The sequence below is a fragment of the Chryseobacterium defluvii genome (genome assembly GCF_003634775.1).
Lineage (GTDB): Bacteria > Bacteroidota > Bacteroidia > Flavobacteriales > Weeksellaceae > Chryseobacterium > Chryseobacterium defluvii.
In genome coordinates this window covers 516,193-529,262 of the sequence record NZ_RBXB01000001.1, presented here as the reverse complement: position 1 = coordinate 529,262, position 13,070 = coordinate 516,193, and the positions used below count along the sequence as shown (strand labels likewise).

15 protein-coding genes are annotated in these 13,070 nt (G+C 35.9%); 6 read left to right on the top strand and 9 right to left on the bottom strand.

Annotated elements, in window-relative coordinates; translation table 11 throughout:
* The first annotated feature begins 54 nt into the window (after positions 1-54).
* Positions 55-1,689: a serine hydrolase domain-containing protein gene (locus BCF58_RS02510; protein WP_121460214.1), complete on the top strand. Its 1,635-nt coding sequence runs from the start codon at positions 55-57 to the stop codon at positions 1,687-1,689.
* An 11-nt stretch (positions 1,690-1,700) separates the two neighbouring features.
* On the opposite strand, the gene rimM is transcribed toward BCF58_RS02510, so the two are convergent.
* The 5 genes from rimM to BCF58_RS02485 all read right to left on the bottom strand — a co-directional run bounded on the left by rimM (position 1,701) and on the right by BCF58_RS02485 (position 4,710).
* Entirely contained in the window at positions 1,701-2,243 is a 543-nt protein-coding gene (rimM, locus tag BCF58_RS02505; protein ID WP_121460213.1) for a ribosome maturation factor RimM, read from the bottom strand.
* 12 nt (positions 2,244-2,255) lie between these two features.
* Positions 2,256-2,825, bottom strand: coding sequence for a 30S ribosomal protein S16 (locus BCF58_RS02500; protein ID WP_121460212.1), 570 nt, complete (start codon positions 2,823-2,825; stop codon positions 2,256-2,258).
* Positions 2,826-2,946: 121 nt separating this feature from the next.
* Entirely contained in the window at positions 2,947-3,471 is a 525-nt protein-coding gene (locus tag BCF58_RS02495) for a nitroreductase family protein (RefSeq protein ID WP_121460211.1), read from the bottom strand.
* A 125-nt stretch (positions 3,472-3,596) separates the two neighbouring features.
* On the bottom strand, positions 3,597-4,046 hold the full coding sequence (locus BCF58_RS02490) for a hypothetical protein (protein ID WP_121460210.1): 450 nt from the start codon (positions 4,044-4,046) through the stop codon (positions 3,597-3,599).
* Between the two features lie 133 nt (positions 4,047-4,179).
* Positions 4,180-4,710, bottom strand: a complete 531-nt coding sequence (locus BCF58_RS02485; protein WP_121460209.1) for an SRPBCC family protein — start codon at positions 4,708-4,710, stop codon at positions 4,180-4,182.
* Between the two features lie 199 nt (positions 4,711-4,909).
* On the opposite strand from BCF58_RS02485, the gene BCF58_RS02480 reads away from it, so the two are divergent.
* Both BCF58_RS02480 and BCF58_RS02475 read left to right on the top strand, forming a co-directional pair.
* Positions 4,910-6,928: a M3 family metallopeptidase gene (locus BCF58_RS02480; protein ID WP_121460208.1), complete on the top strand. Its 2,019-nt coding sequence runs from the start codon at positions 4,910-4,912 to the stop codon at positions 6,926-6,928.
* 110 nt (positions 6,929-7,038) lie between these two features.
* A complete protein-coding gene (locus BCF58_RS02475) occupies positions 7,039-7,998 on the top strand; it encodes a bifunctional helix-turn-helix transcriptional regulator/GNAT family N-acetyltransferase (RefSeq protein ID WP_121460207.1) in 960 nt (319 codons plus the stop codon).
* 56 nt (positions 7,999-8,054) lie between these two features.
* On the opposite strand, the gene BCF58_RS02470 is transcribed toward BCF58_RS02475, so the two are convergent.
* Together BCF58_RS02470 and panD are read right to left on the bottom strand one after the other, a co-directional pair.
* Positions 8,055-9,083, bottom strand: coding sequence for a lysylphosphatidylglycerol synthase transmembrane domain-containing protein (locus BCF58_RS02470; RefSeq protein WP_121460206.1), 1,029 nt, complete (start codon positions 9,081-9,083; stop codon positions 8,055-8,057).
* Between the two features lie 3 nt (positions 9,084-9,086).
* Complete coding sequence (panD, locus tag BCF58_RS02465) at positions 9,087-9,437, bottom strand: aspartate 1-decarboxylase (protein ID WP_121460205.1); 351 nt, start codon at positions 9,435-9,437, stop codon at positions 9,087-9,089.
* A gap of 399 nt (positions 9,438-9,836) precedes the next feature.
* Between panD and BCF58_RS02460 the strand changes: the two genes are divergently transcribed.
* A complete protein-coding gene (locus BCF58_RS02460; protein WP_047097388.1) occupies positions 9,837-10,127 on the top strand; it encodes an HU family DNA-binding protein in 291 nt (96 codons plus the stop codon).
* Between the two features lie 61 nt (positions 10,128-10,188).
* Here BCF58_RS02460 and pdxH read toward each other — a convergent pair whose 3' ends face one another.
* The gene (gene pdxH, locus BCF58_RS02455) at positions 10,189-10,830 is read right to left on the bottom strand and encodes a pyridoxamine 5'-phosphate oxidase (RefSeq protein ID WP_121460204.1); all 642 of its coding nucleotides are present in this window, start codon (positions 10,828-10,830) and stop codon (positions 10,189-10,191) included.
* 24 nt (positions 10,831-10,854) lie between these two features.
* Between pdxH and BCF58_RS02450 the strand changes: the two genes are divergently transcribed.
* Both BCF58_RS02450 and BCF58_RS02445 read left to right on the top strand, forming a co-directional pair.
* Positions 10,855-11,403: a YqgE/AlgH family protein gene (locus BCF58_RS02450; RefSeq protein WP_121460203.1), complete on the top strand. Its 549-nt coding sequence runs from the start codon at positions 10,855-10,857 to the stop codon at positions 11,401-11,403.
* A gap of 113 nt (positions 11,404-11,516) precedes the next feature.
* Positions 11,517-12,098, top strand: a complete 582-nt coding sequence (locus BCF58_RS02445; protein WP_121460202.1) for an N-acetylmuramoyl-L-alanine amidase family protein — start codon at positions 11,517-11,519, stop codon at positions 12,096-12,098.
* 94 nt (positions 12,099-12,192) lie between these two features.
* Here the strand turns inward: BCF58_RS02445 and BCF58_RS02440 are convergent, their stop codons facing one another.
* Positions 12,193-13,002: an aminotransferase class IV gene (locus tag BCF58_RS02440; protein WP_121460201.1), complete on the bottom strand. Its 810-nt coding sequence runs from the start codon at positions 13,000-13,002 to the stop codon at positions 12,193-12,195.
* Positions 13,003-13,070: the final 68 nt, after the last annotated feature.

The following is a 13,070-nucleotide window of genomic DNA, read 5'->3' as shown; positions in this document are numbered from 1 at the left end:
CATTCTATTTTTTCATAAGATTCTCTTTTATTTTTGTTTTACATACATATTGACATGAAATCTATTCTTTTTTTCCTCCTAGGACTTGCATTAAGTTTATCAGGTCAGGATCAAAATATCATTCAGCCCGAAAGGATTGAAAGTACCGTTCAGAAAAGCAATTTAAATAGAATAGTTTTCCTAGATAAAGTTATTCCGATGGAAAACTTAAAGGAAACTGATTTTATGAACCGTATAACATTTCAGGATGATAAAGATTTTGATGTCCGTGTTTTCATGGATAATTCACTGGTAAACTATTTACATCGTCTTGATCCGTCTTTAAGCGTTGATGAATTGCTTCAAAAGGGAAATTATCAGTTCACCTTTTATGTTGACGGGAAACTGATATACCGGGAAAACCTGAATCCGGGAGCCGGAAAAGCAGATGCGAAAACAAGCAAAACCACATTCAGGATTCCTTTCATCAGCTCAACGAGTGAAGATTCCTGGGGAAGATATCTGTGGACGAGATTTTATCTGGCCAATGAAGGAATTGATGTACTGGGACCTGGAAATCATATTTTAACGATTGAGATCAGGCCTTATTTAGAAGCCCCTACCTTACAAACAGGAAAGGTTATTGCAAAAGGAGAAATCAATTTAGTGGTTCAGCAAAAAGAAATTCCCGAACAATTAATTTCTATTCAAAAAATCAAACCCGGTAGCGGATGGGAAATTTCCAAAGATAAGTTCGATACGGATAAAATCAGACTTTTAAATAGAAAAATTGCAGAAAACAGATTTAAGGATATCACAAGTATTATTGTTATTAAAAACGGAAAACTGCTCATAGAAGAATATTTTAATGGTTCCGGAAGAGATTCTTTACAGGATACCCGTTCCGTAGGGAAATCCTTTGCTTCTGCATTAACGGGAATTGCCATAAGAGATGGCTATCTTAGGAGTGAATATCAACATTTAAATGAGTTCTATAATTTAAAACGTTTCAAAAATTACTCCTCCGAAAAAGATCATGTGACTATAAAAAGCTTACTCACCATGAGTTCAGGTTTTGAAGGTAATGATGACTTTCCCGATTCCCCTGGGAACGAAGAAAACATGTACCCAACTGACAATTGGATACATTTTGCCCTGGATCTTCCTGTGGCACTTCATAAGAACTGGAGTTATTTCACAGCTGGAGTTGTACTTACAGGTGACATTCTGGAGCAATCCGTTCCTGAAGGGCTCGAAAAGTATGCACATAAAAAGTTATTTCAACCTTTGGGAATCGAACGTTACAAATGGTCCTATACTCCCCAAAAAAAACCTTCTCTGGCCGGGGGATTACGTATGCGCTCTCTTGATTTTGCAAAATTCGGACAGCTTTATCAGAATAAAGGGCTTTGGAACGGAAATACCATTTTAGACAAAGACTGGATCAAAAAGTCTTTTCATAATTATTTTCCGGATCATGATAATTTCGACGGATATGGGTACTTATTCTGGAGAAAGGTTTACAGGACATCAAACCGGATATTCGAAACATACCAGTCCAGCGGGAACGGAGGAAATAAAGTGATCATGTGTACGGAAATCCCGGTAGTGATAGTAATAACAGCTAAAGCGTATAATAAGCCTTATGCCCATTCACAAGCTGATAAGATCGTTCAGGAATATTTGCTGCCCGCAATTGATAAGCCATAAGTAACAGTGGGTTACTCGTCTTTTTTAGAAGGAACTAAAAATACATCCATTAAGCCTTCGGGAAGCTGCATTTTGATGAATTTCTCTTCTCTGTTTACCTCCAGTATCCAGTCTTTAATAATAGGAACTACAATTTCTTTTCCGTTTAATCTTAAAAGAAAGTAATGTTGCGCAGTCTGATCATTTACAGATTCAATCTCACCGCAAATAGTATTTTGCTCGTCAAGAACATTAAAACCTATTACTTCGTGATAATAAAATTGCTTTCCGGAAAGTTTGGGCAATGTAGCAAGCGGTAAATAAACGCTTTTTCCTAAAGCCTGGTCTACCATTGCCTCAGAAGAATTCTTAAAAGATATATTAAGAGCATCAGATTTGCTCCATGATAATTTTTCAATAAAAAAAGGAACCAATAATCCGTTGATTTCAACGAATATTGATTCCAGTTTATTGTAAAGCTCGGGTTGGTCTGTATCCAATTTCAGGATAACGTTCCCCGAAAGACCGTGTCTGCGTGTGATTTTACCTAAAAAGTAGCAATCCTCTTTACGCATACAGGTTGATTCTTAAGCTTCAGTGTTTTCTTCAGTTTCAGCAGCAGGAGCTTCTCCTTCTGTAGCTTCAGTTTCAGCAACTTCTTCAGCAGGTGCGTTTGCAGCCTCTTCAGCAGCTTTAGCATCAGCTTCAGCTTGTGCAGCAGCAGCAATTCTAGCTTCGTTTACTTTAGCTTCAGCTTCAAGAGCAGCTTTTTTAGCATCAGCATCAGCTTTAGCTAAACCGTCAACTTTACCTTGAACTTTTGCTTCTTTAGCATCTAACCAAGCATTGAATCTTTTTTCAGCCTCAGCTTCATCAAAAGCACCTTTAGCAACACCACCTTGTAAGTGTTTTTTGTAAAGTGCACCTTTGTAAGAAAGGATAGCTCTAGCAGTATCAGTTGGCTGAGCACCGTTGTTTAACCACTGTACAGCAGAATCAACGTTCAACTCGATAGTTGCCGGGTTAGTAATTGGGTTGTAAGTTCCTAATTTTTCGATGAATCTACCATCTCTTCTAGCTCTAGAATCTGCAACCACGATGTGGAAAAAAGGTTTTCCTTTTTTACCGTGTCTTTGTAATCTGATTTTTACTGACATAATGTTTGAATTTTAGGGGAACTCGTCCCGGTTAAATATTTAAGAGTGCAAAGATACTATTTTTTTTAATGCATTGGTATGATAATGTAATAATTTGTTTTAATTTTTTTATTGACAATTCTTATACCTCAAAATCATCCAGTTTCCCCATATAAAAAAGCCCTAAACATTTCTGGTTTTCTTCTATCTGCAAAGAATCTTTAAGATGATCCACAATTTTCGGGGAACTCCAGTAACAGCCAATTCCATGGGCAGTACATGTGAGGTACATATTCTGGACCGCCATTGATACGGCAGCAATTTCTTCCCATTCAGGAACCATTCCGCTGAAATTAACAACAATGGAAACGACTACATCCGCTTTATTGATTTTAAAGCCGATATCCTGATATTTTTTCTCTAAAAAAAGCTGTTCGGGTTGAGTGGCCTTGTAGATGGCCTGCATTTCTGAGGCTAATGCTGCCTTTTCTTCACCTTTGAAGATTTTGAAACGCCATGGTTTGGTACGCTTGTGATTCGGTGCCAATGATGCGGAATGTAAAATTTCGTCAATGACTTCCTGCTGTATTTCGTTTTCAGAATAATCTTTAGGAAAAATGCTTCTTCTTTGCTCTATGATCTGTTTTAAAACTTCTGCCTTATTCATAGAGACAAAATTACGAAAAAGTTGAGTTGATAGTTGATAGTTGATAGTTGATAGTTGATAGTTGATAGTTGCAAAATTACCGCTTACTGATCTATCAAAAAATCTCTAATCTCTTTTTCCCAATTCTATAACACTTCCACAATCTTTTGATGAATGTTATTCAATGTAAAAGAATCTCCGGGTTTCATGCCCATCATCTTTTTAGCCATAGGGCTTTCAGGAGATATTGCATAAAAACGATCACCTTCAAAAAAGAACTCTCCCAATGATACTGATATATAAAAACGGGCTTTATTAGTAATTACCAAAGAACCAAGCTGTATTCTTCCGGTGGTGTTATTCAAAACCTTTGACATATTTCTCTGAAGATCATTTAAAGCACCTAACTGTTTCTGCATCTGATAAATTTCCTCCTGCATTTCCTCTCTCATACTATCATATTTTGGAGTCTTTTTAATATCACGACTGGCTTCTAAAGTAAATTCTATAAACTTCTTCAGCTTCTCGATCTTCTCGGCTATCACCTTCTTTACATAGTTCCTGATGTCATTTTTTTCAAATACAATCTTCTCCATAAATCTATTCTTTATATAAAGATAATAATTTTATTTTTTAATCATTGAATCCCTAAAATAGTTTTATGTACAATTATAAAGATGTTAATATCTTTCTATAAAAAAAGCCTTGTACAATGACAAGGCTTATATTTTACTGTTCAGATAATTTCTTCAGATCTTCCAATCCTTGACTGAACATTTTGCCCATCTGATTATCCATCATAGGCTTCATCAGTTTCATCATAGGCGTAAGCTCGTTATCCATAGCCCAGGTTACTTTTGTTCCGTTTCCTTCCGGTGTTAAGATAAAGCTTCCTTTGGCCTCTCCTTCCCAAGGTTTGATAAAATGAAGTTTGCTTGTCAGTTTTTCATTAGGAACAGATTCAATAACTGTTTGTTCCCCTTCTCCTACCTGATCATTTCCTTTCCAGTGATAAGATTCCCCCACCTGCCCACTGGTTCCGGAATAGGTAATGACTACATTTTTATCTGCTTTTGCAAATGGATTCCAGGTATTAAATCCTTTTAAAGAGCCTGCATGCTGCCATACTTTCTCTTTCGGAGCATTAATGACTATCGATTTTTCAAAGTGATAATCTTTACTGAAAGCCAACATTGCAATTATTGCATAAGCAACAATTAAAAGGATAATGATCCCGATAATTTTTAAAAGTGTTTTCATAGTTTAATATATTAAGGTTTAACTATAATCTTTTTGTTGGATCAAAATTAATTATTCCTTCTGCATCTCCTCTTTGCATAGGACAAGATTATTGCATAATAAACTTTTTGTCACAACTTTCATTCAGGCATTATTTTTGAGTCGTTTCAGCCGTGAACTCAGTAGAATTGTTAAATTTACATGAAATAAAATTAAAAAAATGAGCATTTTAACCGAAAAATTTAATACTCCATATCACTCAGCACCTTTTACTCATATTAAAAATGAAGATTATCTTCCGGCCTTCAAAGAACTTATTCAACGATCCGAAGAGGAAATAGAGGCTATTGTTAACAATCCGGAAGAGCCTAATTTAGAGAATGTTATAGAAGCATTAGCTTATGCAGGCGAACGACTTGATGTGGTATCTAATATTTTTTTCAACTTAAATTCTGCAGAAACCAGTGATGAGCTTCAGCAGATTGCTCAGGAAGTTTCTCCTATTTTAACGGAATATTCTTCAAAAATCTCTCAGAACGAAGCTTTATTCAATAAGATTAAAAAAGTATACGACGAGAAAGAAAAATATAGCCTTAATGAAGAACAACAAATGCTGTTGGATGAAACCTATAAAGGTTTTGTAAGAAGCGGTGCCTTGCTGAATGAAGAAGACAAGGAAAAACTAAAGAAGATCAATATGGATCTTTCTTTAAAATCTTTACAGTTCGGACAAAACGTATTGGCTTCTACGAATGCTTACTTCAAACATATCACCCATAAAGAAGACCTGAATGGAATTCCTGAGCCGATCATCGAACAATATGCCGAAGAGGCTAAAGAAAGAAATCTGGAAGGTTGGGTTATCACTTTACAATACCCAAGCTATATTCCATTTATGACCTATGCGGAAAACCGTGAGCTGAGAAAGGAAATTGCGTTAGCTAATGGTAAAAAATCTTTTGATGGAGGTGAGTTTGATAATCAACATTTAATTAAAGAGCTGCTTGCTTTAAAACAACAAAAAGCAGAATTATTGGGATATACAAGCTATGCAGATTATGTTTTAGAAGAAAGAATGGCCAAATCTCCGGCCAAAGTACTGGATTTTTTAAATGAACTTTTAACGAAAGCCAAACCTTATGCAGATCATGAAATTAATGAACTGAAAGCTCTGGCAAAAGCAGACGGAATTGATGAAATGCAAAGCTACGATCACGCTTTTTATGCCGAAAAACTCCGTAAACAGAAATATGACTTCAATGATGAGGAGCTGAAGCCGTATTTCCCTCTGAATCAGGTTCAGGATGCTGTGTTTGGATTGGCTGATAAGCTTTTCGGACTTACTTTTGAAGAAAGAAATGATATTCCTAAATATCATGAAGATGTAAAAACTTATGAAGTAAAGGAAAATGGCGAATACAAGTCTTTGCTATACGTGGACTATTTCCCAAGAAAAGGGAAAAGAGCGGGAGCCTGGATGACAAGTTATAAGAACCAGTATAAAAAAGATGGTGAAAACTCACGTCCTCATATTTCCATCGTTTGCAATTTCAGCAAACCGACAAAAGATACTCCAAGTTTATTGACATTCCAGGAAGTGACCACTTTATTCCACGAGTTCGGTCATGCCCTGCACGGAATGCTGGCGAATACACAGTATCCTACTCTTTCAGGAACATCTGTAAAGTGGGATTTTGTAGAATTGCCGTCACAGTTCCTTGAAAATTTCTGTTATGAACCTGAATTTTTGAAAACATTTGCCAAACATTACAAGACAGGCGAAGTTCTTCCTGATGAAAAAATTGAAAAGATCGAACAGTCTAAAAATTTCATGGAAGGTTACCAAACTTTGAGGCAAATAGGTTTCGGATTACTGGATATGAACTATCACTCCAGAGTTGGAGAGCTGGAGAAAGAAAGCGTGAAAGACTTTGAAGACAAATATACCAAGGCTACCCAGCTTTATCCGGGAAACCCTGAAACAGCAATGAGCCCAAGTTTTTCACACATTTTCCAGGGAGGATATTCTGCAGGGTATTATTCCTACAAATGGGCGGAAGTTCTGGATGCAGATGCTTTCCAGTATTTCAAGGAAAACGGAATTTTCAATCCTGAAATTGCGGCTAAATACAAAGTGCTTCTTTCCTCGGGAGGAACAAAAGATCCTATGGAGCTCTATAAAAACTTCAGAGGGAGCGAACCTAAAGTGGAAAGCCTTCTGAAAAGAGCATTTGGGTAATCCTTAAAAAAGCTTCCGAAAATCGGAAGCTTTTTTTGTGTAAAAGTTATTGCTGGAATTAAAATTATTAATATATTTGAATAACCAGTTATATAATTAATTTTATACCTATGAATGTTTTTGAAAAAACCGGAAAAATGGCATTAGGAAGCAGAATGCGGATATTAACTGCTAAAATGACCGAAGACGCTGCCAAGATTTATGAAATGTATAAGGTGGAAGGTTTTGTTCCGAAATGGTTTCCTGTCTATTTTTTGCTCTCCGAAGAAGGCGAAAAGACCATTACGGAAATTGCAGAGGAAATAGGGCATTCCCAACCTTCGGTTACCAAGATTGTAAAGGAAATGACAAAAGCAGGTTTGATCAATGATACGATTGAATCTAAAGACAAACGTAGAAACGTTGTCGGTCTATCAGAAAAAGGAAAGGCTCTTTCCCAGACAATAAAAATTCAATGTGCGGATATTGATGCCGCCGTTGAGCTGATGTTGAATGAAGCGTCTCATAATCTTTGGGAAGCCATCAGAGAATGGGAACACCTGCTGGAACAAAAGTCTTTGTTTAAAAGAGTACAGGAACAGAAAAAGGAACGTGAAAGCCGGGATGTAAAAATTGTGGAATTCGAACCGCAATATCAGGAAGCTTTCAAAATGTTGAATGAAGAATGGATCTCCACCTATTTTGAAATGGAAGAAGCGGATCATAAAGCATTGGATCATCCCAATGAATATATTCTGGATAAAGGCGGTAAAATCCTTGTTGCGCTTTACAATAATGAGCCTGTAGGAGTTTGCGCCCTGATTAAAATGGACGATCCCGATTATGATTATGAAATGGCAAAAATGGCGGTTTCTCCAAAAGCACAGGGAAAAAATATCGGCTGGCTATTAGGAAAGGCAATTGCCGAAAAAGCCAAAGAATTGGGAGCGTCCAAAATATTCCTGGAAAGCAACACTAAATTGAAACCCGCTATCAGCCTCTACTATAAATTAGGATTCCAACAGGTTTTCGGAAGGGAGACCCCCTATAAACGTTGCAATATCCAGATGGAATTAACGTTGAAGGATTAATATAAAAGGCTGGTTTCTCTGAAACCAGCCTTTTATATTTTTAAAACCAGGAGTATTTATATTGTAATCTTATTTTCTGTCACCGCTTTATTTCTGGCTTTGGTCAGCATTGGAATAGAAATAAGTCCCATTGTCAGCATTATTGCAATCTGTAATGGTAGTGATATAAATGAATATGTAAGTCCCATTTCTCCACCAAATTCAGCACTTTTACCCATTGAGATAAACAGTGCCATAAAACCATATTTCATCGCCAGGTTAAAGGCTCCGATTCCGCCACTTGCAGGAATGATCATCCCCAATGTCCCTACAACAATAATAAAAAAACCGTCGGCAATAGTAAAATCAGATGTTTCAGGAAGGGAGAAACACACCAGATAAGCCGCAAGATAATAGCAGATCCAGATAGCAGCAGTATACACAATAAACTTAAACTTTTGTTTCAGTTTAAATATAGTAGCCAATCCCTGGAAGATCCCATCAATAAAGCCAATAACTTTCCCAAGTAGAGGAACATTTGCCAGCTTTTTTTTAAAAGCAAAAAATAAAACAGTACCTATAATCACAACTATAACGGCTATCAATATTTTATTAGGATTGATCTGTACTCCGGAACGTTCATAGAACGATAATATAGCATCGTATTTAAAAAACAATGTTAAAGCTAAAAATCCCAACATACAAATGAGGTCCACTACTCTTTCCAGAATAATAGTTCCAAAAGATTTGTCAACAGGAACTTTCTCCACTCCATACAAAGCAGTAGCTCTGGCTACTTCCCCACTTCTGGGAATGGTAAGATTCATTAAATATCCAAAGGAAATAGACCAAAGTGCATTGGAATCTGAGATTTTATACCCCATCGGTTCCAGCAAAATATTCCATCGGATTGCCCTGAACCAATAAGCTAAAAGCCCAAAAACAGCAGCAAAAGCTACGCACAGGTAATTGGCTTTGGCAAGGGATTTCCGGATAACTTCAAAATCCAGCCCTTTCAGAGCCAGCCACAAAAAAAAGCCTGCAAAAGCAAGCGAAACTATAATGGTAATTACAGATTTTAATGGATGAGGTGTTTTTTTTTCCATGAATCAGGTAAGAAGATTTGTTTTTTCGTCCGGAAAAACGATTTTCGGCTGGAAATTTCCAGCTTCTTCAGGGGTCATCTGTGCATAAGCAATAATAATGATGATATCATCCTTTTGGACTTTTCTTGCAGCAGGACCATTCAGGCAAACCTCACCCGATTTTCTTTTTCCTTTGATAACGTAAGTGTCAAATCGCTCTCCGTTATTTACATTCACGATATACACTCTTTCTCCAACAACCAAACCAGCCGCTTCAATAAGATCTTCGTCGATCGTTATGCTCCCAATATAATTAAGGTCAGAGGCCGTAACCCTTACCCTATGAATTTTAGACTTGAAAACTTCTATTAACATGTTGCAAATTTATTAATAAAAATTCATAAAATAAGTTTTTAAAATGATTTTAAAATATCAGAAACACAGACGTTTAATTTTATTAAAAATAATTTTTTTGAACTTTACTTATAGAATCAATAAGAATATAGTAAAAAGCATTAACAGTTTACATCAAAATTTAGAATTTAATAAATGTAAAAAATAATTTTCCATTTTTGCTAAAGTCAATACACATAAGCATTTGGCATGATTTTAGTAACGGGTAACGTAGATTTTTCGTGAAAAGTCAAATTATCATATTTTAATCGTTTTCATTAAAAATCGAAAGGATTACACAAATTTTAATAAAAAAATTGCACAATTAGAAAATTGTATTATATTTGCTCTAATTACAAACTAACTTTAATATTAAAAATTATGAACAAGTCTGAATTAATCGACGCAATCGCAAAAGATGCAGGAATTACTAAAGTTGCAGCTAAAGCTGCTCTAGAATCTTTTATTTCTAACGTAACTTCTACTTTAAAGAAAAAAGACGGAAAAGTTTCTTTAGTAGGTTTCGGAACTTTCTCAGTTGCTGAGAGAGCTGCTAGACAAGGTATCAACCCTGCAACTAAAAAACCGATTAAAATTGCTGCTAAAAAAGTTGCTAAATTCAAGGCTGGAGCTGATCTTTCCAACGCAGTTTCGGGTGCTAAGAAAAAATAATCATTCAGATTAGAAAAATTAAACCTCATCTTTACAGATGAGGTTTTTTTATTGTATGTGTTTAAGGGGCCAAACGTGAAATCTTCCAGTCCAAATCCACTAATTGGTACACTATCCTGTCGTGCAGCCTGTTCGGCCTTCCCTGCCAGAATTCAATTTCATAAGGTTTGGCAATATATCCACCCCAGTTTACAGGTCTCGGAACCTCCTTATTCTCATATTCTTTTTCCAGCTGCTGAAGTTTTTCTTCCAGAAACTCTCTTCCCGGGACTACCTGGCTTTGCGGTGAAACAGCTGCACCAAGCTGACTTCCTTTCGGTCTGGAGTGAAAATATCCATCGCTGAGATTTTCCGCCACTTTTTCAAGATCTGCTTTTATAATGACCTGCCTTTCCAGACTGGGCCAGAAAAAATGAAGACATGCCTTATGATCTCTTTCTATTGCTTTTCCTTTCTTACTGTTATAATTGGTATAAAATATAAATCCTTCATGGGTATATGCTTTAAGTAAAACCATTCTGGTACGCGGGCATCCATCTTCTTCCATGGTAGAAAGGGCCATAGCATTGGCTTCAGACACCGCAGGATCTTCACTGGCTTCCAAAAACCAATCCCTGAATTGCTCCAGTGGATTTTGTTTTATCTCACTTTCAATAAGTTGGGATTTAGCATAGATTTTTCTATGATCATGAAGGTTTTCCATAAATATTTTTTATTAAATTTGAGTATGAATTACTCATACAAAGGTAAAATATTAATTTCCACCCCAGATATTTCCGGAGATATTTTTTCCAGGTCAGTAGTTTTAGTGGTAGACCATAATGAAAGTGGCGCATTTGGATTAATCCTGAATAAGAAAAACAGCCAGATGAGTAGCCGATTCAAAAATTTCTTCGAATTCAAGATTGATGTATATGACGGTGGACCTGTAGAAAATGATAAGGTATTCTTTATTGTAAAAGGCAAGAAAGTAACCGAAGCCTATACTGAAATTACAGAAGAGTTCTACTTAACAGAAGACATTGAAAACATCATCAACGCCATCCTTAATCATGAACTTGATATTGCTGACGTAAAGATTTTCTCAGGATACTCAGGATGGTCTGCCATGCAGCTTGATAATGAGATTCAGAAGAAAATGTGGACAGTGGTGGATATTTATAATTTAGATTATACTCTACCCAACGACCAGACATTATGGAAATCCATTATGCAAAATCTGGGCGGAGAATATCTGCTTTGGGCTAATTCGCCTGAAGATATTTCGCTTAATTAAAAGCTGTAATTATTTCAATAAAGCGGATTTATACAATTAACAAATTTTAAGATTGCTTTAACCAATTTTTAAAAAAGAATTTCCGTTATTTGATAAACCAAAAATCACTGGAAATGAAAGCACTCAAATTACTTGCTTTATCTCTTTTTTCAACGGCGTTTTTATCCTTTACACCTGTCAAAAAGAAATATATCGTAATTGATGCCGGACATGGTGGTAATGACTTTGGTGCAACACACAACAATTTTTCCGAGAAACAAATCGTACTTGATATCGCTGAGGAGATTCATGAAATTAATGAAGCTCAGGAAAAGTATGAAGTGTTTTTAACCAGAAATTCGGATGAATACAGAACTCTTTCAGACAGAACGAAGAAGATCAATGAATTGAGTCCTATAATGGTTATTTCATTACATGTCAACAAAACTTCCGAAACGGAAACTTCCAAGCAAGGACATGAAATTTTCGTTCAGTCTTCTGAAGAATCTAAAAATATTGCTCAGCAGATTACGAATAAATTAGGGAAATGTAATGTTACAGAACGTAATTTACATATTTTAAGAGAAACCCAGGCTCCTGCCGTTGTGGTAGAACTTGGTTATATCAACAATGCCAAAGACAGGGACTATTTAACGAGCAAAAAAGGACAAAAAGAAATCGCACAAAAATTCGTGGAGATCTTCAACGAATATTAAATTGATATATTCAAGAAACAATTTCTGATTTATTCAGAATAAAACCCGGTAAAGGACTTTTGGAACTTTGTTGTTTACCGGGTTTGTCAATTTTTTAAAAACTTTTCTTCCAGTTTTCCACCAGTTCTGAGAACCGGGAATTTCCGAAATTCTTGTTCCTTATTTTACCTACAGAAAATATGCCTTTTTCATCAGAGATCAGTAAAATCTCCTCAGCCTTCTGAGATTCAAATGCAATAATCTCGTGTTCCTGGATATCTGCAAGGTTATTTTTATGCAAAAAAGTAACAAAATTTTCCAATAAAGGAGAGATATAAGCTCCTTCGGACTGTTTGGGAACTTTAATCACATCTCCTTCCAAAAACAAAAGATTGCCTAAAGTAGAACGTGCTATTCTTTTATTGGGGTTCAGTAAAATAACATCATCCAGGTCGTTTTCCTGGGCATAGATGCTGCCATATATATTTTCCGGGCAATGAATCCTGATATTGCTTAACAGGTTGTTATTTACATTAATCTCTTTAATTAAATCCAATTCCAGCAATCTTGAATGAACTGCGAGAACATCTTCCAATTCATCGATTTCATAAAAATAGGATACCGTTGATTTGGATAGCGTAAGTCCGTCTGAATTTCTGAAGACCAGGAAATTGATGATCCCGTCTGTAATTCCCCTTCCTTCTATTATTTCTTTATTAAAAAGTGACTGAAAATATTCCAAGGTATACGTTAATGGAATATTCAGCCTCATTTTCCTCATGGAAGCCATTAAGAAAAAATAACATTCTTCATCCATGATAAGCGTGGAGTTCCTGATAAAGAAAGAAGCTTTAACCGCATCCCCAAACAAAAATGCCCTGTTTTTCACCTGTAACCCGTCTGATGTAAAATATTGATTTTCCAATGTATAATTTGATTTGTTTATAAAAAAATAATGAACGATAAATCGTTCATCAGTTTAATCGTTGGTTC